The sequence below is a fragment of the Myxococcus hansupus genome (assembly GCF_000280925.3).
GTDB lineage: Bacteria > Myxococcota > Myxococcia > Myxococcales > Myxococcaceae > Myxococcus > Myxococcus hansupus.
The window spans coordinates 6,163,518-6,188,236 of sequence record NZ_CP012109.1 but is presented as its reverse complement, the minus strand read 5'-3'; the positions used below and the strand labels follow the sequence as shown (position 1 = coordinate 6,188,236).

General features: G+C 68.7%; 20 protein-coding genes and 1 pseudogene. 17 read left to right on the top strand and 4 right to left on the bottom strand.

Features of this window, described 5'->3' with window-relative positions:
* The first annotated feature begins 25 nt into the window (after window positions 1-25).
* From A176_RS23960 to A176_RS23940, 5 genes are all read left to right on the top strand, one after another.
* Complete coding sequence (locus A176_RS23960; RefSeq protein ID WP_002637368.1) at window positions 26-1,171, top strand: cystathionine gamma-synthase; 1,146 nt, start codon at window positions 26-28, stop codon at window positions 1,169-1,171.
* A gap of 154 nt (window positions 1,172-1,325) precedes the next feature.
* Window positions 1,326-1,748, top strand: coding sequence for a hypothetical protein (locus tag A176_RS23955; RefSeq protein ID WP_002637369.1), 423 nt, complete (start codon window positions 1,326-1,328; stop codon window positions 1,746-1,748).
* Window positions 1,749-1,855: 107 nt separating this feature from the next.
* Window positions 1,856-2,845 (top strand): hypothetical protein, encoded by a 990-nt coding sequence (locus A176_RS23950; RefSeq protein WP_002637370.1) that lies wholly within the window; start codon window positions 1,856-1,858, stop codon window positions 2,843-2,845.
* Window positions 2,846-2,848: 3 nt separating this feature from the next.
* On the top strand, window positions 2,849-3,388 hold the full coding sequence (locus A176_RS23945; RefSeq protein WP_044890939.1) for a hypothetical protein: 540 nt from the start codon (window positions 2,849-2,851) through the stop codon (window positions 3,386-3,388).
* Between the two features lie 10 nt (window positions 3,389-3,398).
* Window positions 3,399-3,845, top strand: coding sequence for a MaoC family dehydratase (locus A176_RS23940; protein ID WP_002637372.1), 447 nt, complete (start codon window positions 3,399-3,401; stop codon window positions 3,843-3,845).
* Window positions 3,846-3,935: 90 nt separating this feature from the next.
* Here the strand turns inward: A176_RS23940 and A176_RS23935 are convergent, their stop codons facing one another.
* Window positions 3,936-5,303 carry a pyridoxal-phosphate dependent enzyme gene (locus A176_RS23935; protein WP_002637373.1) on the bottom strand — a complete coding sequence of 456 codons (1,368 nt, stop codon included), beginning with the start codon at window positions 5,301-5,303 and terminating at the stop codon, window positions 3,936-3,938.
* 290 nt (window positions 5,304-5,593) lie between these two features.
* On the opposite strand from A176_RS23935, the gene A176_RS23930 reads away from it, so the two are divergent.
* Together A176_RS23930 and A176_RS23925 are read left to right on the top strand one after the other, a co-directional pair.
* Complete coding sequence (locus tag A176_RS23930) at window positions 5,594-6,634, top strand: aminoglycoside phosphotransferase family protein (RefSeq protein WP_002637374.1); 1,041 nt, start codon at window positions 5,594-5,596, stop codon at window positions 6,632-6,634.
* A 1-nt stretch (window position 6,635) separates the two neighbouring features.
* Complete coding sequence (locus A176_RS23925; protein WP_002637375.1) at window positions 6,636-7,664, top strand: nucleotidyltransferase family protein; 1,029 nt, start codon at window positions 6,636-6,638, stop codon at window positions 7,662-7,664.
* A gap of 7 nt (window positions 7,665-7,671) precedes the next feature.
* On the opposite strand, the gene A176_RS23920 is transcribed toward A176_RS23925, so the two are convergent.
* Window positions 7,672-8,436: a Stp1/IreP family PP2C-type Ser/Thr phosphatase gene (locus tag A176_RS23920; protein WP_002637376.1), complete on the bottom strand. Its 765-nt coding sequence runs from the start codon at window positions 8,434-8,436 to the stop codon at window positions 7,672-7,674.
* A 118-nt stretch (window positions 8,437-8,554) separates the two neighbouring features.
* Window positions 8,555-8,911 (bottom strand): DUF192 domain-containing protein, encoded by a 357-nt coding sequence (locus tag A176_RS23915; protein WP_002637377.1) that lies wholly within the window; start codon window positions 8,909-8,911, stop codon window positions 8,555-8,557.
* A gap of 17 nt (window positions 8,912-8,928) precedes the next feature.
* On the opposite strand from A176_RS23915, the gene A176_RS23910 reads away from it, so the two are divergent.
* The 5 genes from A176_RS23910 (at window position 8,929) to rsmA (ending at window position 20,547) form a co-directional block, all read left to right on the top strand.
* Window positions 8,929-9,402, top strand: coding sequence for a tRNA (cytidine(34)-2'-O)-methyltransferase (locus tag A176_RS23910; RefSeq protein ID WP_002637378.1), 474 nt, complete (start codon window positions 8,929-8,931; stop codon window positions 9,400-9,402).
* 64 nt (window positions 9,403-9,466) lie between these two features.
* Complete coding sequence (locus tag A176_RS40150; protein ID WP_226993970.1) at window positions 9,467-15,301, top strand: J domain-containing protein; 5,835 nt, start codon at window positions 9,467-9,469, stop codon at window positions 15,299-15,301.
* Between the two features lie 198 nt (window positions 15,302-15,499).
* Window positions 15,500-18,646: a response regulator gene (locus A176_RS40145; RefSeq protein WP_002640721.1), complete on the top strand. Its 3,147-nt coding sequence runs from the start codon at window positions 15,500-15,502 to the stop codon at window positions 18,644-18,646.
* 49 nt (window positions 18,647-18,695) lie between these two features.
* Entirely contained in the window at window positions 18,696-19,691 is a 996-nt protein-coding gene (tsaD, locus tag A176_RS23890; RefSeq protein WP_002640720.1) for a tRNA (adenosine(37)-N6)-threonylcarbamoyltransferase complex transferase subunit TsaD, read from the top strand.
* Window positions 19,692-19,704: 13 nt separating this feature from the next.
* Window positions 19,705-20,547 carry a 16S rRNA (adenine(1518)-N(6)/adenine(1519)-N(6))-dimethyltransferase RsmA gene (rsmA, locus tag A176_RS23885; RefSeq protein WP_002640719.1) on the top strand — a complete coding sequence of 281 codons (843 nt, stop codon included), beginning with the start codon at window positions 19,705-19,707 and terminating at the stop codon, window positions 20,545-20,547.
* A 3-nt stretch (window positions 20,548-20,550) separates the two neighbouring features.
* Here rsmA and A176_RS23880 read toward each other — a convergent pair whose 3' ends face one another.
* Window positions 20,551-20,832, bottom strand: a complete 282-nt coding sequence (locus A176_RS23880; RefSeq protein WP_044890716.1) for a hypothetical protein — start codon at window positions 20,830-20,832, stop codon at window positions 20,551-20,553.
* A gap of 211 nt (window positions 20,833-21,043) precedes the next feature.
* Between A176_RS23880 and A176_RS23875 the strand changes: the two genes are divergently transcribed.
* The 5 genes and pseudogenes from A176_RS23875 to A176_RS23855 all read left to right on the top strand — a co-directional run bounded on the left by A176_RS23875 (window position 21,044) and on the right by A176_RS23855 (window position 24,690).
* Window positions 21,044-21,688 carry a deoxynucleoside kinase gene (locus A176_RS23875; protein ID WP_002640717.1) on the top strand — a complete coding sequence of 215 codons (645 nt, stop codon included), beginning with the start codon at window positions 21,044-21,046 and terminating at the stop codon, window positions 21,686-21,688.
* A 161-nt stretch (window positions 21,689-21,849) separates the two neighbouring features.
* Window positions 21,850-22,767 (top strand): 3-methyl-2-oxobutanoate hydroxymethyltransferase, encoded by a 918-nt coding sequence (gene panB, locus A176_RS23870; RefSeq protein WP_002640716.1) that lies wholly within the window; start codon window positions 21,850-21,852, stop codon window positions 22,765-22,767.
* 2 nt (window positions 22,768-22,769) lie between these two features.
* Window positions 22,770-23,648 (top strand): pantoate--beta-alanine ligase, encoded by an 879-nt coding sequence (panC, locus tag A176_RS23865; protein WP_002640715.1) that lies wholly within the window; start codon window positions 22,770-22,772, stop codon window positions 23,646-23,648.
* The gene (smpB, locus tag A176_RS23860; RefSeq protein ID WP_044890717.1) at window positions 23,645-24,133 is read left to right on the top strand and encodes an SsrA-binding protein SmpB; all 489 of its coding nucleotides are present in this window, start codon (window positions 23,645-23,647) and stop codon (window positions 24,131-24,133) included. The genes panC and smpB overlap by 4 nt, the downstream gene beginning before the upstream one ends.
* A 33-nt stretch (window positions 24,134-24,166) precedes the next feature.
* Window positions 24,167-24,690 (top strand): annotated as a pseudogene (locus A176_RS23855) (ClpXP protease specificity-enhancing factor SspB).
* Window positions 24,691-24,719: the final 29 nt, after the last annotated feature.

Genomic DNA, 24,719 nt, shown 5'->3' with positions numbered 1-24,719 from the left:
GAGGGTCTGTGTTACGTCCCCGGCCATGCGCTTCGACACGCTTGCCATTCACGCCGGTCAGGAGCCGGACCCCACCACGGGCGCCATCATGACGCCCGTCTACCTGACCTCCACCTACGTCCAGGACGGCCCCGGAGAGCACAAGGGCTTCGAGTACAGCCGGACGCAGAACCCCACCCGCAACGCGCTCCAGGACTGTCTGGCCGCGCTCGAGGGCGCCAAGCACGGCGCGGCCTTCGCCTCCGGCCTGGCGGGCACGGCCATGCTGATGCACATGCTGGACGCGGGTGACCACGTCATCGTCTCGGACGATGTGTACGGCGGCACCTTCCGCATCTTCGACAAGGTGTTCCGGCGGGCCGGGCTGCACTACTCCTTCGTGGACCTGTCCAAGCCGGAGAACTTCGAGGCGGCAATCACGCCGAAGACGAAGATGGTGTGGGTGGAGTCCCCCACCAACCCGATGCTCAAGCTCATCGACCTGGCGCGCATCGCCGAGGTCGCCAAGAAGCGGAACATCCTCTCCGTCGCGGACAACACGTTCATGACGCCGTACTTCCAGCGCCCGCTGGACCTCGGCTTCGACGTGGTGGCGCACTCCACCACCAAGTACATCAACGGCCACAGCGACGTTATCGGCGGCTTCGTCTGCACCAGCCGCGAGGACGTGGCTGAGCGGATGTACTTCCTCCAGAACGCGGTGGGCGGCGTGTCCGGCGCCTTCGACAGCTTCATGGTGCTGCGCGGCGTGAAGACGCTGCACGTGCGCATGGACCGCCACGCCTCCAACGCGATGAAGGTGGCGCAGTTCCTGGCAACCCACCCGAAGGTGAAGAAGGTCACCTACCCGGGCCTGGAGTCGCACCCTCAGCATGCCCTGGCCAAGCAGCAGATGTCCGGCTTCGGCGGCATGGTGACGTTCGACATCCAGGGCGGCCTGGAGGCGGCCCGCACGTTCCTCAAGACGGTGAAGGTGTTCGCCTGCGCCGAGTCGCTGGGCGGCGTCGAGTCGCTCATCGAGCACCCAGCCATCATGACCCACGCCTCCATCCCCAAGGAGTCGCGCGAGAAGCTCGGCATCACCGACGGCTTCATCCGCCTGTCGGTGGGTATCGAGGACGCCCGGGACTTGGTGGACGACCTGGCCCAGGCGCTCGACGCCGCGAAGTGACACCGTAGGCGCCCTCGCGCCTTTCATGGGGCCTCCCACGTTCGCCTTCGCGCGGCGTGTGGAGGCCCTTGGCGTTTGCTCCAGGCTGGAGGCGGCGTACCGATTTGCTAGGCTGAGGGCTCAGGCAGTCCGTGCCCCTGGAGACCGACACCCCATGACCCGCGAAGAAGCAACGATGCTGGCGCAGGCGTTCCTCGCCGCCAACGGCAACCCCAACAGCGTCGGCATCAACCCCCAGGGTTTCGGTGGCGTCGCCCTGGGCGATGCCCAGCTCTACTTCGAGTGGCACGACAAGGAGCAGGCGCTGGAGTGCAGCGCGCTGATCCACAAGTTCCGGGACAACCCCAAGCCGGGCATCCTGGAGGGCTTCCAGGACGAGCAGAAGAAGGGCACCGACACCGGCGGCGGCACCGTGGACTTCGAGCCGGAGAACAAGTCCCTGTTCCTCAGCCGCACCTACACCACGGCGCCGCAGATCCCCATCTTCAACGACGACATGAAGCGGCTGATGAAGGCCAGCCTCGAGTGGAGCAGCACCGTCCTCAACCGGGTGGCGGACCGCGTTTTCGGGCGCTGATCCCGTGCCGCGGTGCGGCAAAGTGAGGGGCACCGCAACTTCTGAGACTGCGGGGCGATAATCCCCTCACTGTCGTTCTTTCCTTTCAAATCGCCCTGGAGCCCCCCATGAACCCCATTGGGAAGTTCATCAACAAGGTCCGTACCGGTGCAGAGAAGGCCATCGACCGCACGCAGGACGCCGTTGGCAACGCTGTCGGCAACGTGAAGGACGCCGCGGCCGCCGGTGGTCGCAAGGTCGGCCAGTTCGTGGACGGCTTCGAGAACGCCGCCACGGGCGCCGCCAAGGGCGTGGGCAACGTCGTCGGTGGCGCTGCCCGGGGTGTGCAGGAGTTCTTCGGCGGTGGCAACCAGCCGGACCGCGTGCACGACGGCAAGCTGGTGGGCGCGGGCGGCCAGACGTTCCCGCCGGGCACCGCGCTGGCGGACATCCCGGGCGTGACGCCGGCCGGCAACCCGAATCCGCAGTCGACGATCATCCACGTCAACGGCATCCTGACGACGAAGGAGGCCCAGTCCGAGAGCCTCCAGGCCATCGCGAACGCGACGGGCTCGCGCGTCATCGGCATCCACAACGCGACCGAGGGCATGGGCGCGGACTTGGCCCAGTGCATCAAGGACAAGCTGGACAAGGGCACCAACCCCGCCGTGGACACCCTGGCGGACACGCTCTACACCGAAATCAAGGCCGGCCGTGACGTGCACCTCATGGCGCACAGCCAGGGTGGCCTCATCTCCAGCCGCGCGCTGAACGACGTGTACAACCGGCTGCGCATCGAAGATGGGATGTCCAAGACGGACGCCCAGGCGCTGATGGGGAAGATCAACGTGGAGACGTTCGGCGCCGCCGCCACCACGTACCCGGACGGCCCCAACTACGTGCACTACGTGAACCGTGGCGACCCGGTCCCCAGCATGTTCGGCCTGGGCCCCATCCCCGACGCGTGGAACCCCATCGCGGACGGTGGCAAGGGCTCCAAGGTCCACCACTTCAACGAGTTCCACCTGAACCCGTTCGACGGCCACAAGTTCGAAGAGGTCTACCTCAAGAACCGCGTGCCGTTCGACCAGGCCCGCGAAGGCAACTTCAACAAGTAGCCCATGGCGACCGCTCCCCGCAGTGGCCTCGCTGGCCTGCTCAGGTCCTGGATTGCAGGCCTGGGGCCCGCCGCTCCCGCCGACACCCCGATGACGCGGGAGTCGGCGCAGCGTCTGGTCCAGGGTTTTCTCCACGAGGAGGGCACACCGCCCAGCCCGGGCATCAATCCCCAGGGCTTCGGTGGGCTCAACGCGGGGGGCGCGTCGTTGTACTTCGAGTGGTTGGAGGACACCCAGGCGCTGAAGTGCAGCGCCCTGGTGTACCGCTTCCGCGAGCCGCCCAAGCCCGGTGTCATCGAGACCTTCCAGGCGGAGGAGCGGGAAGGCACCGACGCGGGCGGCGGCTTCGTGGACTACGAGCGGGAGAACCGGGGGCTCTATCTGGCCCGGACCTACACCCGCATGCCCTCCGAGCGCGCCTTCGCCAAGGAGATGCGCCGGCTGATGAAGGCCAGCATCAAGTGGAACTCCGAGGTGTTGGACCGCGTGGCATCGCGCGTGTTCCATCCGGAGGAACTGGAATCCAAGGACACGACGCGTTGAAGTAGCGCGCATGCGCTATTTCGAGGACTTCCAGCCGGGGGACGTCAGTGAGCACGGCCCCCATGTCGTGTCGCGCGAGGAAATCATCGCCTTCGCGACGCAGTTCGACCCGCAGCCCTTCCACCTGAGCGACGAGGGCGCCCAAGGCAGCCTCTTTGGCGGATTGGTGGCCAGTGGCTGGCACACCGCGTCCCTCTGTCACCGGATGTTGGTGCAGAGCTTCCTGGGGCAGACCTCCAGCATGGGCTCGCCCGGGCTGGACGAACTGCGCTGGCTCAAGCCGGTACGGCCCGGGGATGAATTGCGCGTGCGCGTGGAGGTCGTCTTGGCCACCCCGTCGCGCAGCAAGCTGGACCGGGGCGCCGTCAAGCTGCGCATGGAGGTCCGCAACCAGCAGGACGAGGTGGTGATGACCGAGCTGGCCAACGTGCTCTTCGGCCGGCGCCCGCAGGGGTAGGACCGGGCCGGAAACACCCAGGGCCTCCACGTTCCCTTCGCTGGGAGCGGGAGGCCCTTCGTGCTTCCTGGCGCGCGAAGGCGCCGGGGACTACGCCGCCGTGCGGTGCAGGTAGTCGATGAGGTCGATCTTGGTGACGATGCCGACGACCTTCTCGCCGTCCTTCACCACCGCCACGTTGTCCTGGGCGAACACCTCGCGCAGGCGGGCGATGCTGGTGTCCAGCGACAGCGCGCCCTGGAGCGGGGCGATGATGGCGTCGATGGTGTCGGAGAACTTCACCTTGCCGGCCACCAGCGCGTTGAGCAGGTCGTACTCGTGCACCATGCCCACGGTGCGGCCGTCGGCGTCCACCACCGGCATCTGGCTGATGCCGTGGCCCCGCATCGTCTCCACCACCTGGTCCACCTTGTCGCCGCGGCGGGCCGTCTTCACGTCCTTGCGGTGGTCGCCCAGGATGTCGCGGATGGTGCCGGAGCCCTTGTCCTCCAGGAAGCCGTTGTCGCGCATCCACTCATCGGAGTGGAACTTGCTGATGTAGCTGCTGCCGGAGTCCGGCAGCACGACGACAATCGTCTTGCCCTTGCCGACTTCCTTGGCCAACTGCACCGCGACGTGGATGGCCGCGCCGGAGGAGCCGCCGGCGAAGATGCCTTCCTCACGCGCCAGGCGGCGCGCGGCGACGAAGCACTGACGGTCATCGACCTGGCGCACGTCGTCCAGGTGGGTGAAGTCCATGGCGCCGCACAGCATGTCCTCGCCGATACCTTCGACCTTGTAGACATGCGGCTCGGTCAGTTTGCCCGTCTTGAAGTAGCCCTCGTAGACGGAGCCTTCCGGGTCCACGCCCACGTTCTTCAGGCCGGGGATCTTCTCCTTCAGGAACTTGCCGGCGCCGCTCATCGTGCCGCCGGTGCCCAGGCCCGCGACGAAGTAGTCGAACTTGCCCTCGGTCTGCTCGAAGATCTCAGGACCGGTGGTGTTGTAGTGCGCCTCGATGTTGTCGGGGTTGTGGTACTGGTTCAGCATGAACGCGCCCGGCGTCTCGCGGTGCAGGCGCTTGGCCGTCTCGTAGTAGCTGCGCGGGTCCTCGGCCGGCACGTTCGTCGGCGTCACCACCACCTGCGCGCCCAGGGCCTTGAGCCGGTTGATCTTCTCCAGGGACATCTTGTCCGGCATGGTGAAGATGCACTTGTAGCCCTTCACCGCGGCGGCCAGCGCCACGCCCATGCCCGTGTTGCCGGACGTGTTCTCGACGATGGTGCCGCCGGGCTTGAGCTTCCCCTCCCGCGCGGCCTTCTCGAGGATGTAGAGCGCCATGCGGTCCTTGATGGACGCGCCCGGGTTCATGAACTCGCACTTCACCAGCACGGTGGCGTCGTTCGGTCCGACGAGCTTGTTGAGCTTGACCAGCGGCGTGTTGCCAATGGCAGAGAGAATGTTCTCGTGGATGTCCATCGCGGTTTCCGTAAGTAAATGAGGGTTCGCGGCGCGTCTTATATGCCGCCGCTGGGGCCCGGTCGACAGCGTGTGGCCTCTTGTTCCCTGGGACTGCGGAGAACCCGCCCCAGGGGGCACGGTGTTCCGACGCACCCGGACGTGGGTGGGGAAGGGTTGGTTGCCCGACGGGTGGGCGACAGCCCGAGGGGCTTGCGGGCATCCACCCGGACAGGGCTTTGACCCGGGCGGGGCCGCCTCCGATACTCGCGGGGAGCTTGCAACAACCCCCTCCGGAGAACCCCGTCGATATGGAACTCGAGGCCGCCCTGCGCGACCAGGTGGGACAGGCCATTGGCCGTCCCGTTGCCCACGCCGCCATCACGAAGCTGAAGGGCGAGGCGAGCAGCCGCTCGTACTACCGCGTTGGCGCACCGCCCGAAAGCTGGGTGGTGATGGTGATGCCGCCTGACTCGACGAAGAAGAGCGACGAGGCCACCAAGGGGGAGCCGCCCAAGGAGCTGCCCTTCATCAACGTGCACCGCTACCTGGAGAAGTTGAACGTGCGCGTGCCCCGCATCCTCCGCTACGACGAGCCGGCGGGGATGATGGTGATTGAAGATTTGAGTGACATCACCTTCGAGTCCGCGCTGGAGGGCGGCAAGCACCACGAGGCGCTCTACACGCGCGCGGTGGACCTGCTCGCGAGGCTGCGCGCCGCGGCGGAGAAGGCGGAGGACCCGGACTGCCTGGCCTTCACCCGCGCCTTCGACGAGGACCTCTACGACTGGGAGCTGCACCACTTCCGCGAGTGGGGCCTGGAGGCGTGGAGCGGCAAGCAGCCCACGGCCGAGGAGCGCGCGGAGCTGGACGCGACCTTCCGCGACATCGCGAAGCAGTTGGCCGCGGCGCCCCGGGGCTTCACGCACCGCGACTACCAGAGCCGCAACATCATGGTGAAGGAGGGCGAACTGGTCGTCATCGACTTCCAGGACGCGCTCCAGGGCCCGCGCCAGTACGACCTGGTGGCGCTGCTGCGCGACAGCTACGTGGAGCTGGACCGCGACTTCGTGGACGCGATGTTGGACCGCTACATCGCCACCTTCGAGGAGGTGAGCGGCGAGCGCATCGACGCGGCGTCGTTCAAGGCCTTCTTCGACCTGCTCACCATCCAGCGCAAGCTGAAGGACGCGGGCCGCTTCGAGTTCATCCACCGCGTGAAGGGCAACCCGGGCTTCCTGGTGTCCATCCCCGCGTCGCTGCGCTACGTGCGCGAAGGCTTCGCGCGGCGGCCGGAGCTGCGCAAGCTGCAGGACCTGGTGGCGAAGTACGTGCCGGAACTGGCGGCCTGAGATGAAGGCCATGGTCCTCTGCGCGGGCCTGGGCACGCGCCTGCGTCCGCTCACCGAGCGCTGGCCCAAGCCGGCGCTGCCGCTCCTGGGGCAGCCGCTGCTTCGCTACCACCTGGCGGTGCTGAAGGCGGCGGGCGTGACGGCGGTGGGCATCAACACCCACCACCTGCCGGACACCATGGCCTCGGTGGCCCGCGCCGAGTGCGCTCGCGCGGGGCTGCCGCTTCACGTGGTGCACGAGCCCGTCATCCAGGGCACGGGCGGCGGCATCCGCGGCCTGCGTGACTTCCTGTCGGGCGACGACTTCCTCGTGTTCAACGGGGACATCCTCTACCCGGTGGACCTGCGGCCGGTGGTGGCCATGCACCGGGCCTCCGGGGCGCTGGCCACCATGGTGCTTCAGCCCATGCCGGTGGGGGAGACCTACGCGGCGGTGGAGCTGGACGCGGCGGGGCACGTGCGGCGCATCGCGGGCCATGGCCCCGGCGGCGAGGGTCTGTCCCCGTGGCACTTCACCGGCGTGCACGTGATGTCGCCGCGCGTCTTCGACTTCATGTCGCCGGAGGGCGAGGAGGACATCAACCGCGGCGTCTACGTGCGCGCCATGGCGGCGGGGCAGACGGTGCGGGGGGCGCGGGTGGACGGGTACTGGTCCGACCTGGGCACGCCGTCGCGTTACCTGGCCACCGTGCAGGACGTGCTCGCGGGGCGTGTGCGGCTGGAGTGGCTGGGCGCGGACTCACCGCTGGCGGGCACCACCCGCGGCGCGGAGGGGACGTGGGCCCAGCCTTCGGCCCGTGTGGACGGGACGGTGCGAGGCCCGGCGTACCTGGGGCAGGGGGCTTCGGTGGCCGCGGGTTCGGCCGTGGGCCCCGGTGTGTCGCTGGAGGTGGGGGCCCGGGTGGACGCGGGGGCCACGCTGGAGCGGGCCACCGTCTTCGAGGACACCGTGGTGTCCTCGAAGGAGGCCCTCTCCGAGGTGCTCGCCTGGGGCGCGCACCGGATTGCCGCGCCGCTGAACGGACGCTGAGCGCCGCTCAGGCGGCGTGGTAGCGGGCCAGCACGCAGGTGACGTTGTCGTTGCCACCCGCGGCGTTGGCCATGTCGATGAGCTGCGAGCAGGCCTTCTCCAGCTCCGGCGTGCGCTGCAGGATTTCCTGCATCTGCGCGTCCGTCACCATGCCGCTCAGGCCGTCCGAGCAGAGCAGGAAGACGTCGTCCTCCTGGGGCTCCACGCGCGACACGTCCACCTGGACGTTCTCCTTCATGCCGAGCGCCCGGACGATGACGTTCTTGTGGGGGAAGTTCTCGACCTCCTCCGGCGAGAGCTTCTTCGCCTTGAGGTAGTCGTTGAGCAGGGAGTGGTCCTCCGTCACCTGCTTCAGCGCCCCGCCGCGGAAGTAGTACACACGGCTGTCGCCCACGTGGCCCACGTAGACGCCATTCTGGCCGAAGTGCACCGAGACGATGGTGGTGCCCATGCCCTTGTACTTGGACTCGGAGCTGGCCTTCTCGAAGATGCGCGCGTTGGCGAGCTTGATGCCGGTGGCCAACCGGTTCTCGTCGTAGTTGCGCGCCTTGTCCATCTTGAAGGGCCAGGTGCAGTCCTGGTCCTTGGCCGTGAGCTTGTAGAACTCACCGAGCTCGTCCACCGCGATGCGGCTGGCGATTTCGCCCGACGAGTGGCCGCCCATGCCGTCCGCCACGCAGAAGAGAAACTCTTCCGGGAGCATCAGGAAGTTGTCCTCGTTGTGATTCCGCTTCATCCCAACGTGGGTGCTGCCAGCTACCTCGATGCGCATGCGCGAGAACTCTTCTAAAGGGGCGAGAAACGTGGCGCCGGAGGTTAACAAAGCGCTCGGAAATCGGTCAAAACTCGTGCATCTCGGCCGGACAGGCGTGGGCCCACCGGGCCGGGCTTCAGGTGACCGGCTCGAAACTGAGCTGGTCCCCCTCCTGGGTTCCGCTGGCCGCCAGCACGCCCGCGGGGAGCTCCAGGACGGAGCGTGACTGGAAATACACGGATGTGGCCCGCCAGGGTGGAAGCGCGGGCATCTGCTTGACGATGCGGCCCTGGGCGTCCAGGAACAGCACGTCAATGGGGATGCGCATGAAGAAAGTGTGGATGGAGTTGCAGGGGGCGATATGCAGCCCCTCGCCCACGGCCAGCGAGCGCCGCCCCATGAGCCCCTTGAACCGTTGGACGAACGAGCTGGCTCGTTCTGCCCGGTCCGCGAGCAGCCGTTGCCGCGTCTCGTTGTTCACCTTCCAGCGCATGTAGCGCCTTCTACCCCATGCTCGAGCCCCTGGCGCGTCCTCTCCACCTGGTCCTCGTTTCTCCCCAGATTCCCCCCAACACGGGCAACGTCGCCCGCCTGTGCGCCGTGACGGGCAGCCGCCTCATCCTGGTGGAGCCCCTGGGCTTCTCCATTGACGACCGGCAGCTCAAGCGGGCCGGCCTGGACTACTGGGACAAGGTATTTCTCCGCCTGTATCCAACCTATGCGGCCTATGTGGCGGACTACCCGGAGGCCCGCCGCTGGCTGTTCTCCGCCCGGGCCGCGACATCCCTGTATGAGGCCCGCTTCGAGGAGGGGGACCACCTGGTGTTCGGTTCGGAGGTGTCCGGGCTGGCCCCCGAGGTGATGGAGGGGGGGACGGGGACGGCCGTGACGATTCCGATGCTGGAGGACCGGCGGAGCCTGAACCTGTCCACTTCGGTGGGGATTGGGACCTACGAGGCCCTGCGACAGGTCCGTTTCACCTGACCGGGCAGGCAAGCGACCTCGGCAAGTTGAGGGGCCGTGAGGAGGGACTACACTGCGGCGACGCATGACCCCGTCGCAGGCCGCCGAAGCGCTTTACTCCGCCCACAAGTCCCGAGCCACCGGGTGGCTCACGCTTTCCTCGGGAGGGCGTGAGTCCCGGCTGCTCTTGCGTGAAGGCGACCTGGTGGGGACCCAGTTGGGCTTTGGTTTCCAGAGCCCCGCGCAGGCGTTGCTCCAGTCCGGGCTGCTCGGCGCCGAGGCGCTGGACACGCTGTGGGCGCGCGGTGGGGCAGGGGTTCCGGACGAGGAGACGCTGGAGGAGTTCGGCCTGGTGCCGGACGTGGTGGCGGAGCAGCAGGTGCTGGCCCATGTGCGGAGGCTGAGCGCGCTGGCGGAGCGCGCCGCGTTCGAGCCAGGGGTGGTGGAGGCGGAGGCGTTCCGGCCCATCGCGGGCGCGAGGGTGGTGCGCGCGGCACTGGAGGTGCCGGTTCGCGACGGGGCCGCGCGGGTGTTCCGGTGTGAGGATGTCGAGGCCTGCGGCCCGTGGATCTCGGACGCGTCGGAGCGGGCGTTCCTGGAGACGCTGGCGGAGTTCCGGGAACCGGAGGCGCTGACGCCCGCACAGGAGGCCCTGCTGCTCGTGCTGGAGCGCGAGGGCTCTATTCAGGCGCTCTCCGTGGAGGAGTGGTCCGAACGCGAACGGCTTCGGCGCGAGGAGGAAGAGGCTCGGCAGCGGGCGGAGGAGGAGGCGCGGCTCGAAGAGGAGCGGCGGCGGGCGGAAGAGGCTCGGCTGGCGGAGGAGGCTCGACTCGCTGAGGAGGCTCGGCTGGCGGAGGAGGCTCGGCTGGCGGAGGAGGCTCGTCTCGAAGCCGAGCGCTTGGCGGAGGAGGCTCGACTCGCTGAGGAGGCTCGACTCGCTGAGGAGGCTCGACTCGCTGAGGAGGCTCGACTCGCTGAGGAGGCTCGACTCGCTGAGGAGGCTCGGCTGGCGGAGGAGGCTCGACTCGCGGAGGAGGCTCGTCTCGCAGAAGAGGCTCGTCTCGCAGAAGAGGCTCGGCTGGCGGAAGAAGCACGCCTAGCGGAAGAGGCTCGACTCGAAGCGGAGCGCCTGGCCGAAGAAGCTCGTCTCGCAGAAGAGGCTCGTCTCGCAGAAGAGGCTCGTCTCGCAGAAGAGGCTCGTCTCGCAGAAGAGGCTCGTCTCGAAGCGCAGCGCCTGGCTGAAGACGCTCGGCTGGCGGAGGAGGCTCGGTTCGCAGAAGAGGCTCGACTCGCTGAAGAGGCTCGACTCGCTGAAGAGGCTCGCCTCGAAGCAGAGCGCTTGGCGGAGGAGGCTCGCCTCGCAGAAGAGGCTCGCCTCGCAGAAGAGGCTCGCCTCGCAGAAGAGGCTCGCCTCGCAGAAGAGGCTCGCCTCGCAGAAGAGGCTCGTCTCGCAGAAGAGGCTCGTCTCGCAGAAGAGGCTCGACTCGAAGCGGAGCGCCTGGCCGAAGAAGCTCGGCTGGCGGAAGAAGCACGGCTCGAAGCGGAGCGCTTGGCAGAGGAGGCTCGTCTCGCAGAAGAGGCTCGACTCGCTGAAGAGGCTCGACTCGCTGAAGAGGCTCGTCTCGCAGAAGAGGCTCGACTCGCAGAAGAGGCTCGACTCGCAGAAGAGGCTCGACTCGCAGAAGAGGCTCGACTCGCAGAAGAGGCTCGACTCGCAGAAGAGGCTCGGCTGGCGGAAGAGGCTCGTCTCGAAGCGGAGCGCCTGGCCGAAGAAGCTCGGCTGGCGGAGGAGGCTCGGCTGGCGGAAGAGGCTCGTCTCGAAGCCGAGCGCTTGGCGGAGGAGGCTCGGCTCGCAGAAGAGGCTCGGCTCGCAGAAGAGGCTCGGCTCGCAGAAGAGGCTCGGCTCGCAGAAGAGGCTCGGCTCGCAGAAGAGGCTCGGCTCGCAGAAGAGGCTCGGCTCGAAGCGGAGCGCTTGGCAGAGGAGGCTCGTCTCGCTGAAGAGGCTCGGCTGGCGGAAGAAGCACGGCTCGAAGCGGAGCGCTTGGCAGAGGAGGCTCGTCTCGCTGAAGAGGCTCGTCTCGAAGAAGAGGCTCGTCTCGAAGAAGAGGCTCGTCTCGAAGAAGAGGCTCGTCTCGAAGAAGAGGCTCGTCTCGAAGAAGAGGCTCGTCTCGCAGAAGATGCTCGTCTCGAAGCAGAGCGTCTGGCGGAGGAGGCTCGACTCGCAGAAGAGGCTCGACTCGAAGCAGAGCGTTTGGCGGAGGAGGCTCGTCTCGCTGAAGAGGCTCGGCTCGCTGAAGAGGCTCGTCTCGCTGAAGAGGCTCGGCTCGCTGAAGAGGCTCGGCTCGCAGAGGAGGCTCGGCTCGCAGAGGAGGCTCGTCTCGAAGCAGCGCGCTTGGCGGAGGAGGCTCGACTCGCGGAAGAGGCTCGCCTAGCGGAAGAGGCTCGTCTCGCAGAAGAGGCTCGACTCGAAGCAGAGCGCTTGGCGGAGGAGGCTCGTCTCGCAGAGGAGGCTCGTCTCGCTGAAGAGGCTCGCCTCGAAGCAGAGCGCTTGGCGGAGGAGGCTCGACTCGCGGAAGAGGCCCGGCTCGAAGAGGAACGTCGCCTTGCCGAAGAAGCACGCCGAGCGGAAGAGGCTCGCCTCGAAGCGGAGCGTCTCGCTGAGGAGGAGCGCCTCGCCGAAGAGGCACGTCTTGCCGAAGAGGCGCGCATCGAGGAAGAGCGTCGGCTTGCTGAGGAAGCGCGGCTTGCGGAAGAGGCTCGTCTCGCGGAAGAGGCACGGCTAGCAGAGGAGGCCCGGCTCGAAGAAGAACGTCGCCTCGCTGAAGAGGCTCGGCTCGCTGAAGAGGCTCGGCTCGCTGAAGAGGCTCGGCTCGCTGAAGAGGCTCGGCTCGCTGAAAAGGCTCGGCTTGAAGCGGAGCGATTGGCCGAAGAGGCCCGGGTTGCCGAAGAGGCGCGGCTCGAAGCTGAGCGCCGTGCGGAAGAAGAACTCCGGCTAGCGGAAGTTGCGCGGCTAGAGGAAGAAGCTCGCCTCGAAGAGGAACGTCGCCTCGTAGAAGAAGCGCGTCTCGCGGAAGAAGCGCGTCTCGAAGCAGAGCGCGTGGCTGAAGAAGTGCGTCTCGCTGAAGAAGCCCGGCTCGAAGCGGAGCGTCTCGCCGAAGAGGAGCGTCTCGCCGAAGAGGAACGTCTCGCCGAAGAGGCGCGCATCGAGGAAGAGCGTCGGCTTGCTGAGGAAGCGCGGCTTGCGGAAGAGGCTCGACTCGCAGAGGAGGCCCGCCTTGAAGAGGAGCGACTCGCCGAAGAGGCCCGGCTAGCAGAGGAGGCCCGGCTCGAAGAAGAACGTCGCCTCGCTGAAGAAGCCCGCCTCGCTGAAGAGGCTCGGCTTGAAGCGGAGCGTTTGGCCGAGGAGGCGCGTCTCGCTGAAGAGGCCCGTCTCGCTGAAGAGGCCCGTCTCGCTGAAGAGGCTCGGCTTGAAGCGGAGCGATTGGCCGAGGAGGCGCGTCTCGCTGAAGAGGCTCGCGTTGCCGAAGAGGCCCGTCTCGAAGCAGCGCGGCTCGCGGAAGAGGCACGGCTCGCCGACGAAGCACGGCTCGCCGACGAAGCCCGTTTGATGGAAGAGGCGCGGATTGCCGACGTGGCCCTCCGCGCGGAAGAAGCGCGCGTCGAAGCCGAGCGCCTCGCGGCGGAAGCCGAGCGCCTCGCCGAAGAGGCCCGCCTCGCGGAAGAAGCGCGCATCGAATCGGAGCGCCTTGCCGAAGAAGCTCGCCTCGCGGAGGAACGCCGGCTCGCGGAGGCGGCGCATCTGGCTGCCGAAGCCCGCCGCGCGGAGGAGATCTGGGCCGCGGAGGAAGCCCGTCTCGCGGAGGTCGCTCGCGCCGAGGAAGAAGCCCGTCTCGCCGAGGAGGCCCGCCAGGCCGAAGAAGTCCGTCTCGAGGTCGAGCGTCGCCGCGCGGAGGCGGTTCGCCGCGGCAAGGAGTCGCGCGCCGCCGAGCAGGCCCGTCAGGCCGAGGAAGCCCGTCTCGCCGAGGATGCCCGTCAGTCCGAAGCGACCGCACCCGCCGCCGTCGACATCCCCGAGCTCGCGGCCGAGGACATCGAGGCCCTCACGCTCGAAGTGGGCGACATCCTCCTCACGGAGGTGCCCGCCTCGCCCACCGAGGCGGACGCCACCCCCGAAGCAGGCACGCCCGCCATCGACCTGTCCGGCGGGGCCGAAAGTCCAGATACCCTGCGCCTCGCGCGGCAGAAGGCCCAGGCCGAGCTCGTCCGGGACATGGAGGAGGCGCTCCGCCGCTCGAAGTCGCAGCCGCTGGAGCCCTGGCTCGCCGACGAGCCGCCGCGCTCCTCTCCGCCCACGCGCGCGGAGGACCGCGTCCCCGTCCAGGACGAACCTTGGAGCACCACGCAGATCTCCCTCAGCGACCCGTCCGGCGCCGAGGCCGAGCTCCCGCTCCTCGAAGTCGAACCCGAGCCCGAAATCTGGGCCGTCTCCGAGCCACTGCCCGCCCCGCAGTCCGCGCGCACCGACGACGCGGGTCCGCCGGTCCTCTTGCCCACGGGGGACGACGACGCGGACATCCTGCTGGAGGCCTCGCCCGACGAGGAGGAGGACAGCGATTGGGCCACGCAGGCGCCCGCGCCGTCGCAGGCCCGTCCAGGCGCCGCCGCGCCCAAGGCGGGAGACGAGGACCTCTGGCGCATCGTCTCCTTCGACAAGGACGAAGGCGCCGATACGCTGACCGCCTCCTTCGAGGCCGCGCTGCTGCAGGTGGACACCCATCTGGAGTCGCTCGTCCGCTCGGATGTCAATCAGCCGAACATCGATTTCGACGAGCCTCCCGTCGAGGCCATTGTCGAAGCGACCATTGAACCGGTAGCACCTGATTCATCGGGGGCCTTCCCCGGTGACAACTCATGGCCAACTGGCCAGACTGACTGGGACGAGCCGTCCGGAGATTTGGACGACTGGGACTTTGACGAGGACGACGTGTCGGCAGATCCCTCCAACCCCGACGAGGCAGCGAAGCTCCGCCGTCAGCGGCTGTTGCGCCGCGCGATGGAGAACATGGGTGTCCTGGGAGGGCGCACGCCCCCCGCGCCCGCCGCTGGCGCCACGCCCGAGCAGGCCGCCGCGACGGCCCCCGCGATCCCCGAGGCGCCCAAGCCCGACGAGGCCCGCCTCGCCCAGCAGCTCGAGCAGCGCTACTCGGATGTCCAGGCCAAGCGGGACCACTTCTACGTCCTGGGCGTTCCGCAGGACGCCTCGCGCGACCAGGTGAAGTCCGCGTTCCTCAGCCTGGCGAAGATCTTCCACCCGGACCGGCTGCCGCCGTCGCTGCCGCACATGGCGCCGAAGATCACGGCCGTGTTCGAGGCCATCCGCGAGGCCTACGAGGTCCTCTACGACGACGCGCGCCGCAAGACGTACCAGCAGAACCTCCAGGCCCAGCAGTCCTTGCCGAAGCCTCCCGCTTCGGCGCCCGCCACCACGGCCCCGGTGCTGCGTCCCCAGGGCCGGCCAGACAGCAACGCCGACGACCTCTACAAGATGGGCGAGGTCTTCTTCCGCAAGCGCGACTTCACGACGGCCTCGGAGCACTACGAGCGCGCCCATGCGCTGGACCCTCGGCCGCTGTACATGGCCGCACGGGCCTGGGCCATCTACATGGACCCCGCGCGCAAGGCGGACATGCCCAAGGCCAAGCAGATGATGATGGACGTGGTCCGGACCGAACCGAACTGTGATCGCGCGCACTACCAGCTTGGCGTCATCGCCCGCGTCGAGGGCGACATGGACCGCGCCGAGCGCTGCTTCCGCGAGGCCGTTCGCGCCAACCCCAAGCACCTGGAGGCCAACCAGGAGCTGCGGCTCATCGACATGCGCAAGAAGAACCCCCCGAAGAAGGGAGGCTTCTTCCGCTGACGCGTCAGGTCTCACCCTGGGTGTGGGTGGTTCGCCCAGGCCCGATTCGACCCTCCCCGCACCTGGCTTTCGCCGCCTGTCCAGCAGGAGGCCAGCCAGGTTCCCCCGAGGCCCAAGCCATTGACATGCCTCGAAAGCGGGCAGGATGCTCCCGCGTCAGGCTCTCTGGGCCGTCTGCAGTGACGAAAGGCATGGAACGTGGCCAAGCAGCACCTGCTCCTGGTCGATGGTGACGCGAAGAGCCTCCGGGTCATGGAGGTCAGCCTGAAGAAGGCTGGCTTCTCCGTGACGACGGCCATTCACGGCAAGGATGCGCTCGAGAAGGTCCAGATCAGTCCACCGGACCTCGTGCTCGCGGACACGAAGATGCCGGAGATGGACGGCTTCGAGCTGTGCAAGACGCTCAAGTCCGACGAGCGCTTCAAGTTCATCCCGTTCGTCTTCCTGACGAGTCAGAAGTCGGTCGAGTTCAAGGTGCGCGGCCTGGAGCTTGGCGGTGACGACTACCTGACCAAGCCGATCTACATCAAAGAGATCGTCACCCGCGTGAAGATGATCCTCCAGAAGGCGGAGAAGGAGAGGATCGAGAAGCGGGAGACGACGAAGGGCGGCTTCGCCGGCAGCCTCGCCGACATGGGCGTGGTGGACCTGGTGCAGACGTTCGAGATTGGCCGCAAGACGGGCCTCATCAACATCCAGGGCGAGCGCACCGGCACCGTCTACTTCAAGGACGGACGCGTCATCGACGCGGAGCTGGGAAGGCTCAAGGGCGAGAACGCCTTCTACCGGATGCTGAACACCTTCGAGGGTCAGTTCGAGGTGCAGTTCAGCGCGCTCGACCGGACCGAGCGCATCGAAATCTCCACGCAGGGCCTGCTGATGGAGGGCATGCGCCGCCTCGACGAGTGGGGCCGCATGCTCGAGCAGTTGCCGCCGCTCGAGACGGTGTTCGAGATTGACTACCACCAGCTCGCGGACCGCCTGTCGGAGATTCCGGACGAGGTGAACGGCCTCCTGCGGCTCTTCGATGGCAAGCGCGCGTTGAGCCGCGTGGTGGAGGATTCGGACTTCGAGGACCTGGCCGCGCTGGGCATCATCAGCAAGCTGTACTTCGAAGGCCTCATCCGCGAGCTGGGGCACGCGCCGATGGAGCCGGTGCAGAGCAGCAAGCCCGGCATCGAGCAGTGGCTCAACACCGCGCCTCCGGCCAGCGCGGCGGTGGAGCCCGCGCCCGCCGCGCCGGAGAGCCCGCCGCAGCCTGTCCCCGAGGCCGCGGTCCCCGAAGCGCCGCCCGAGCCCGTCGCCGCCGCGCCCGAGCCCGCGCCGCGCCCGATGCCACAGAGCGTGTTGGCACCGCCCGCGGGGGTGGAGGATGAGCCCGCCGCCGCGCCAGAGCCCACGCCCGCCGCGCCGCCGCAGCCCGCGAACGTGGTGGTCTTCCATCCTCGGCCCCGGCGTCCAGAGTCCGTGGATGATGGCGAGGACACGGACGCCTCGCCCGCTTCGCTGTCTCCCGCGCAGGAGGGCTCGTCCTTCCTGGTGGAGCCGCCTCCGGCGCACCGTGCCGTGGACCACGCGCGCCGCAGCCTGCTGCTGGACTGGAGCCGCGTCGACACCGAGGGCATCAACGCGCCGACGACGTGGGGGCCGGGCTCTTCCTGGTCGCATGCGCCGCGCGCGCCCCGGGCGACGTCCGCGTTCGCGAGCACGGCGTTCAACGACCCCACGCCATCTCCGCGTGCGCCCATCTTTGGTGGCGCGGCCATCGCGCCCAATCCGTTCCCACCCGTTCCGCCTCCGACGCCCGCGCCGCCGTCGTCCGAGGTGACGCTGGTGAGTGGCATCGGTTACGCGACGCCGCCCGTGCCGCCCATGGCCCCGGTGTACGCCGACGCCGAGCCCATTCCCCTTGCCGAGGAAGTGCCCGCCACGCCCCAGCTCGCGCTGCCGCCCTATCCAGGGCACGGCGTCCCCGAGCTGGCCGTCGAGCCGCCCACACCGAGCGCGCCGCTGTCCAGCCTCGTCGACCCGGCCGCTGTGCCCCTTACGCCTTCGCCCTCCGCTGCCACGAACGCGTCGACCGGAGGTGCCTCCTCGACTCACGGCGCGCCGGGTGGGGCGACGAACGCGACTGGCGCCACGCCGGGGGCTTCTACGAGTTCCGCGGGCGCCACGCCGGGCGCATCCACGAACGCTGTCGGCGCCACGTCGGGCGCATCTACGGATTCCGTTGGCACCGGGTCGGGTGCATCCACGAACGCTGTCGGCGCGACGGCGGGCGCATCCACGAATCCCTCGGGCGCTGCGCCGGGCTCGTCTCCGAATCCCGTCGGCACGACGCCAGGGGCATCCGCGAATCCCTCGGGCGCTGTGGCGGGTTCGTCTCCGAGTCCCGCCGGCACGACGCCAGGGGCATCCGCGAACCCGGTTGACGCTGCGTCGGGTGCGTCCGCGAATCCCGCTGGCACCGCACCAGGGGCATCCACGAGTTCCGCCGGCGCCGCACCGGGTGCGTCCGCGCATCCTGCTGGCGCCACGCCGGGGGCATCCTCGAATCCTCCTGTTGCTTCCGCGAAGCCCGCGCAAGCCACGGCCGGCGCGTCCTCGTCCGCACGCGACGACGCGCCCCGTCCGAAGCGCACGGGACTCATCATCGGTGGCGCGTTGGTACTCATCGGTGCCGTCGCGGCCGTCGTCGCGGGAACAGGCAACGGTGCCTCCACAGAGGCGCCTCCGCCGAAGCCGCCGCCCGTGGTGGAGTCGAAGCCGCCTGCCAACACCGGGACGCCGCCGCTCGAAGCGCCGCCGCCGGAAGCCAACGCCAAGGTTCCCGAGACGCCCCCGGAGCCTCCTCCCGCCGCCACGCCGGATTCGGGCGTCGCGGTCGCGGAGGCGCCCAAGCCTCCGGAGACCACGCCCCCCGAGGCCACGCCGACGCCGGAGACGCCCACCGCGCCCGCGGTGGACCCGGAGGTGGAGTTCGCCACGCTGGTCAAGCAGTCGAGGGCGGCCATCGTCGGTCAGCGCTTCCGCTCCGCGGCGGGCGGCTTCCGCAAGGCGCTGGCCATCAAGCCGTCGGACACGGAGGCGAAGGCGGGCCTGGGCATCGCCCTGGTCAATGGCTTCACGTCCGACGCGGCCTACCGCGAAGCGGCCAAGCTGCTCCAGGAAGTCGTCAAGGAGGAGGCCACCAACGCCCGGGCCTGGATTTCGCTCGGCATGGCGCTGCAGTTCACGGGTAAGAATTCCCAGGCAGCCGAGGCCTACAAGCAGTACTTGTTGCTGGAACCCACGGGGTCCTCCGCCGAAGAGGTCCGCACGTTGCTCAGGGGGCTGGGCAACTGAGCGGGTGGCGGTCCCACTTCCCCTCAATGGCCCCGAGAAGTGAGCCGCCTTGCTCGTCCTTGGACTGGAAACCTCGTGTGATGAGACCGCCGCCGCCGTCGTGGAGGACGGCCGGCGCGTGTTGTCGGATGTCGTCTCCACGCAGGTGGACATCCACCGGCGGTGGGGTGGGGTGGTGCCGGAGCTGGCCAGCCGCAACCACATCGTCCAGGTGCTGCCCGTCGTCCACGAGGCCCTGACGCGGGCGAACAAGACGCTCGACGACGTGGACCTCATCGCCGTCACCTCCGGCCCCGGGCTCATCGGCGCGCTGCTCGTGGGTGTGCAGGTGGCCAAGGGCCTGAGCCTGGCGACGGGCAAGCCCTTCGTGGGCGCCAACCACCTGGAGGGCCACCTGCTGGCCATCCGGCTGTTGGAGGTGGCGCCGGAGCCGCCGTTCCTCGGGCTCGTCGTCTCGGGCGGGCACACGAGCCTCTACGAGGTGCAGGCGTACGGCCAGTACCGGCTGGTGGGCAGCACGCGTGACGACGCGGCCGGCGAGGCCTACGACAAGACGGCGCGCATCCTCGGACTGCCGTACCCCGGCGGTCTGCCCATCGACCAGCTCGCGCAGCAGGGGAACCCGGAGGCCATCCGTTTCCCGCGCGCGCTGCCCGGCGACAACTTCGACGTGTCCTTCTCCGGGCTGAAGACGGCGGTGCTGCACCACGTGCAGAAGCACGGCGTGCCCCAGGGGCAGGCCCTGGCGGACCTGTGCGCGTCCTTCCAGGAGGCCGTGGCGGACGTGCTGTCGAAGAAGCTGGTGGCCGCCGCGCGCCGGTTGGGCCACAAGCAGCTCGTGATTTGCGGCGGCGTGGCGGCGAACTCGCGGTTGCGCGCGCTGTGTCAGGCGCGGGCCGAGGAGCGCGGGCTGAACATGTTCCTGCCCCCGGTGCGACTGTGCACGGACAATGGGGCGATGATCGCGGTGGCGGGGTATGAGGCGTACCGCCGCGGCCTGCGCGGAGATTTCCGCCTCGCCGCAGACCCGGCCTGGCGCATGTAGAGGGAGCAGACGGGTGGAATCGCCAAGAGAAATCCTCAAGCGGCATGGCCTGCGCGCCAAGTACAGCTGGGGACAGAACTTCCTCGGAGACGAGGACGCCCTGGAGGCCATCGCGGACGCGTTGACCCTCCGCGCGGAGGAGCCGGTGGTGGAACTGGGCCCGGGCCTGGGACACCTCACGCGCTTCCTGGCCGCCACCGGGGCTCGCGTCACCGCCGTGGAGCGGGACCGCGACATGGTGATGGTCCTGGAGAAGGAGGCCATCCCCGGCGTGCGCGTGGTCTCCGGCAACGCCGCCACGGTGGACTTCGCCCAGGTGGCCGGCGCGCCTGACGTCGCGGTGGCGGGCAACCTCCCGTACCACCTCACCAGCCCCATCCTCTTCCGCGTCTTGGAGCAGCGCGCCCACGTGTCGCGCGCCGTCTTCACGCTGCAGAAGGAAGTGGTGGAGCGGCTCGCCGCCGAGCCCGGCAACCGTGACTATGGCCTGCTCACGGTGCTGCTCGGGATGCACTACGACGCGGAGAACGTCCTCACGCTGGAGGCGTGGCGCTTCCACCCGCCGCCGAAGGTGGACTCCGCGGTGCTGCGGCTCACGCGCCGCAAGGCACCTCGCGCGCCCATCATCGACGAGGCCCGTTTCACGCGCGTGGTGAAGGCGTCCTTCTCGCACCGGCGCAAGACGCTGCTCAACTCCATCAAGTCGGACCCGACGCTGGGCACGCAGGAGGCGCTCCTCGCGGCCATGGCGGCGGCGGGGGTGGATCCGCAGCGACGCGCGGAGACCCTGTCCGTGGAGGAGTTCGCGGCCATCGAGCGCGCGCTGGGGCCGGTGACGGCGCCTCCCGCGGCCTAGGCGTTAGCGCGCGCGCATTCCCAGCGCCTGGAGCAGGCCGCCTTGCTGCTCCAGGTAGGCGAAGAACTCCGCCTCCGGGATGCGCATGCGGGCGAGCACGCTGCGGAGGATGTCCTCCACGCTGCCGTCCTGTCGCCGCTTCAGCTCCATGGCCGTCTTCAGGAGCACCACGCCGTAGAGCGGATCCGGCTCCACGGGAGGTGTGGGCGCGCGCTGGGCGGTGGGCGTGCTCTGGCGAGCCTCTTCCAGCCGCACCACTGTCTTCGCCCGCTGTCTGCCACTCATGTCCGGAGAACGCCCCGCGCACACACCAATGAAGTCGCGCGGACCGTAGGGGATGCGTCCCGGAGCGTCAAGGGACGCCCGCCGCCGTGGAAAATTGCCGGATTCCAGCGGCCGTGTTGTGTTATCCGCCCGCGTGCGTGGCCGCGCTTTCGCGCGAAGTCTCGCGCGCGCGGTCTCAACGCGCATTCCGCGGGCGGGAGGCCTCGGGCGGATGGACTACCGGTATATCGTGGTGGAAGGGCCCATTGGCGTGGGCAAGACGAGCCTCTCCAACATCCTCGCGGAACGTCTGTCGGGCCGCCGCGTCCTCGAGGTGGTGGAGGAGAACCCCTTCCTCTCCAACTTCTACACGGACCGGCAGAAGTTCGGGTTCCAGACGCAGATCTTCTTCCTGCTCTCGCGCTTCCGGCAGCAGCAGGAGCTGTTCCAGCAGGACTTGTTCAGCTCGATGACGGTCAGCGACTACCTGTTCGCCAAGGACCGCATCTTCGCGCACCTCAACCTGGACGCGCATGAGCTGGCCCTCTACGAGCGCGTCTTCGAGGCGCTCGGGCCCCGCGTGGCCAAGCCCGACCTGGTCATCTACCTGCAGGCCCGGCTGGACGTGCTCCTGCACCGCATCAAGAAGCGCGGCCGGGAGTTCGAGCGCAAGTTCGACTCCACGTACCTGGAGGGGCTCGTCCACTCCTACAACAACTTCTTCTTCCACTACACGGACACCCCGCTCCTGGTCGTGGATACCTCAGACATCGACTTCGTGAATGTCGAGGCAGACAGGGAAGACCTGCTCGCCACCATCCGGAAGGCGAAGCCGGGAACGCAGCATTACGTTCCGAAGGCATCCCGCCGGGGCTGAAAGCCAGGCTCCTGGTGGGACGCCCGCCTTCAATGCCCCACGGCCGGCCCGGGGGCGTTAGAGTGCGGTGGCGTGCCCTGAGCTCCCGGCGATCCCCAGCGGACGGCGAGGTGCGAATGGGCACGTCAGGCCGTTCCACCCGTTGCCATAGGAGGTGAACCGTGAAGGACAAGGTCACCATCCACACGCTGAAGCGCTTCAAGCAGATCGGTCAGAAGATCTGCATGGTCACTGCCTACGACGCCACGTTCGCCCACATCCTCGAAGGAGCGGGCGCGGACGTGTTGCTGGTGGGCGACTCGCTGGGCATGGTCATCCAGGGGCACGACTCCACGCTGCCGGTGACGATGGACCAGATGGTCTACCACACGGCCGCCGTCGCCCGGGGCGCGCGCAGGGCGCACGTCGTGGCCGACCTGCCCTTCATGAGCTACCAGGTGTCGACGCAGGACGCGGTCCGCAACGCGGGCCGGCTGGTGGCGGAAGGCGGCGCGGGCAGCATCAAGCTGGAGGGCGGCGCCGAGTTCGCGGACACGGTGCGCGCCATCGTCCGCGCCAGCATCCCCGTCATGGGGCACCTGGGGCTGACGCCGCAGTCCGTCCACAAGATGGGCGGCTATGTCGTGCAGGGCCGGGGTGAGGACCAGGCGCGCCAGATTCTGGATGATGCGCTGGCGCTGGAGCAGGCCGGTGCCTACGCGCTGGTGCTCGAAGGCGTGCCCATGGACCTGGCCCGCACGGTGACGCAGAGCCTGTCCATCCCCACCATCGGCATTGGCGCCGGCGTGGATTGTGATGGTCAGGTGCTCGTCTGCTACGACCTGCTGGGGATGAACCCGGACTTCAAGCCCAAGTTCGTCAAGCGCTACGCCAACCTCCACGGCTCGATTACGGAGGCCGCGGGCGCGTACTTCGCGGAGGTCCGCAAGGGCGCGTTCCCGGACGAAGAGCACTCCTTCAAGGCGAACAAGAACATCCGGCTGGCGGCGGGGGCTCCGGCTCCGGCGGCCCGGGTGGAGCCGTCCGCGCCCGCCGAGGGCGGCGAGAAGATGGGCCCCGTCTACGGGAGACCCGCCTAGTCATGGCTCCCGCCGTCCTGAAAACCGTCGCGGATGTGAAGGACTGGACGGCGGGGCTGCGCCGGGAGGGGCACCGGCTCGCGCTGGTGCCCACCATGGGCTTCCTGCATGAAGGTCACCTCTCGCTGATTCGCGAGGGCCGTCGCCGCGCCGACGCGGTGGCCGTGTCCATCTTCGTCAACCCCACGCAGTTCGGGCCGCGCGAGGACCTGTCCCGCTACCCCCGCGACTTCGAGGGCGACGTCGCCAAGTGTGTCAGCGCGGGCGCGCAGGTCATCTTCGCGCCGGAGGGCCCGGGGGTGATGTACCCGGCGGGCTATCAGACGTACGTCGAGGTGACGGACGTCAGCCAGGGGATGTGTGGCGCGCGGCGGCCGGGGCACTTCCGAGGGGTGGCCACCATCGTCACCCAGCTCCTGAGCCTCTTCCGTCCGGACGTCGCGCTCTTCGGCGAGAAGGACTACCAGCAGCTCCAGGTCATCCGGGCGCTCAACCGCGACCTGCACCTGGGCGCGGACATCGTCGGCATGCCCACCGTGCGCGAGGCGGATGGTCTGGCGATGAGCAGCCGGAATGCCTACTTGTCCCCCGAGGAGCGGCAGCGGGCGCTGGCGCTCTCGCGTGGGCTGCGGGCCGCCCAGGCGCTGGTGCGCGAGGGCACGCGGGAGTCGGGCCCCCTGGTTGGGGCCGTTCGGCGCGAATTGGAAGCGGTGGGGCTTCGGGAAGACTACGTGGAACTGGTGGATGCGGAGCGGTTGACGCCCCTGGCCTCGGTGGAGCGTGGGCAGCCTGCCCGGTTGCTTGTCGCGGCCTTCAGTGGCACGACGCGCCTCATCGACAACATGCCATTGGGTGGTGAGGAGAACGCGGGACCCGTATGACATCCGGAGGGAAGGCGAAGGGAGTGGGCAGCGAGCCCGGCGTGAAGGTCATCGCGGAAAACCGTCGTGCGCGCTTCGACTACACGGTCGACGAGAAGCTTGAGGCCGGGCTGGCGCTCACGGGAAGCGAGGTGAAGTCGCTGCGGGACGGAATCGCCAATCTGTCGGATTCCTACGCGCTCCCCAAGGGGGACGAGATGTTCCTGCACAACGCGAACATCGGCTCGTACAAGGCGGCGAGCTTCTTCGACCACCTTCCCACCCGGAGCCGCAAGTTGTTGCTGCACCGAGGAGAAATCGACCGTTGGGCGGCGAAGGTGCGTGAGCGGGGTTATTCGATCATCCCGCTTGTGCTGTACTTCAGGAAAGGGCGTGCCAAGGTGGAGCTGGGGCTCTGCCGGGGCAAGACGCACGAGGACCGGCGCCACGACATCAAGGAGCGGGAGACGAAGCGGGAGATGGACCGGGCGATGCGCCGACGTTGAGAGGGGCGCCCGAAGTTCTTTCGCCGTACACCGATGGACGAAAAGAAGGTTCTCGACAAGAAGGAGCGGCTGCTGGCCGCGCTCGACCAGGGCATGGTGATGATCCACCTGGACGCGCGACGTCCGGGCGTGCTCGTCCCAGCCTCCGTCAAGACGGAGGCCCACCTGCGCCTCAATCTCTCGTACCGCTTCGACCCACCAGACCTGACGGTGGGGAGTGGGGCGTGCGCTCCACGCTGAGCTTCTCGGGCTCGCGATTCACCATCGCGGTGCCGTGGTCGGCGTTGTTCGCCATCGCCAGCCACGTGACGAAGGAGTTCTGGATGTATCCGGAGGACATGCCGCCGGAGCTGCTGCAGCAGACGGCCGCGTCGCGTCCGGCCCAGCCGCTGCCCATGGCCCCGGCGCCCGCCGTCGCGGAGCGTCCACGCACCTTCCTCCGAGAGGTGCAAGGCGAGCGGCGCGACGAGCCCCCCGCCGAGGTTCCACCGCCCACGGACGGGCCACCGGACGAGCCATCACCGCCGCGCCGGGGACACCTGCGCCTGGTGAAGTGAGGCGCTTGCTCCGCGCTGACGTGCTGCTC

What these genes read in the sequence shown, in the direction of transcription:
- A176_RS23960 (WP_002637368.1), top strand. Translation starts at nt 26, where the DNA reads ATGCGCTTCGACACGCTTGCCATTCACGCCGGTCAGGAGCCGGACCCC.
- A176_RS23955 (WP_002637369.1), top strand. Translation starts at nt 1,326, where the DNA reads ATGACCCGCGAAGAAGCAACGATGCTGGCGCAGGCGTTCCTCGCCGCC.
- A176_RS23950 (WP_002637370.1), top strand. Translation starts at nt 1,856, where the DNA reads ATGAACCCCATTGGGAAGTTCATCAACAAGGTCCGTACCGGTGCAGAG.
- A176_RS23945 (WP_044890939.1), top strand. Translation starts at nt 2,849, where the DNA reads ATGGCGACCGCTCCCCGCAGTGGCCTCGCTGGCCTGCTCAGGTCCTGG.
- A176_RS23940 (WP_002637372.1), top strand. Translation starts at nt 3,399, where the DNA reads ATGCGCTATTTCGAGGACTTCCAGCCGGGGGACGTCAGTGAGCACGGC.
- A176_RS23935 (WP_002637373.1), bottom strand. Translation starts at nt 5,303, where the DNA reads ATGGACATCCACGAGAACATTCTCTCTGCCATTGGCAACACGCCGCTG.
- A176_RS23930 (WP_002637374.1), top strand. Translation starts at nt 5,594, where the DNA reads ATGGAACTCGAGGCCGCCCTGCGCGACCAGGTGGGACAGGCCATTGGC.
- A176_RS23925 (WP_002637375.1), top strand. Translation starts at nt 6,636, where the DNA reads ATGAAGGCCATGGTCCTCTGCGCGGGCCTGGGCACGCGCCTGCGTCCG.
- A176_RS23920 (WP_002637376.1), bottom strand. Translation starts at nt 8,436, where the DNA reads ATGCGCATCGAGGTAGCTGGCAGCACCCACGTTGGGATGAAGCGGAAT.
- A176_RS23915 (WP_002637377.1), bottom strand. Translation starts at nt 8,911, where the DNA reads ATGCGCTGGAAGGTGAACAACGAGACGCGGCAACGGCTGCTCGCGGAC.
- A176_RS23910 (WP_002637378.1), top strand. Translation starts at nt 8,929, where the DNA reads ATGCTCGAGCCCCTGGCGCGTCCTCTCCACCTGGTCCTCGTTTCTCCC.
- A176_RS40150 (WP_226993970.1), top strand. Translation starts at nt 9,467, where the DNA reads ATGACCCCGTCGCAGGCCGCCGAAGCGCTTTACTCCGCCCACAAGTCC.
- A176_RS23880 (WP_044890716.1), bottom strand. Translation starts at nt 20,832, where the DNA reads ATGAGTGGCAGACAGCGGGCGAAGACAGTGGTGCGGCTGGAAGAGGCT.
- A176_RS23875 (WP_002640717.1), top strand. Translation starts at nt 21,044, where the DNA reads ATGGACTACCGGTATATCGTGGTGGAAGGGCCCATTGGCGTGGGCAAG.
- panC (WP_002640715.1), top strand. Translation starts at nt 22,770, where the DNA reads ATGGCTCCCGCCGTCCTGAAAACCGTCGCGGATGTGAAGGACTGGACG.
- smpB (WP_044890717.1), top strand. Translation starts at nt 23,645, where the DNA reads ATGACATCCGGAGGGAAGGCGAAGGGAGTGGGCAGCGAGCCCGGCGTG.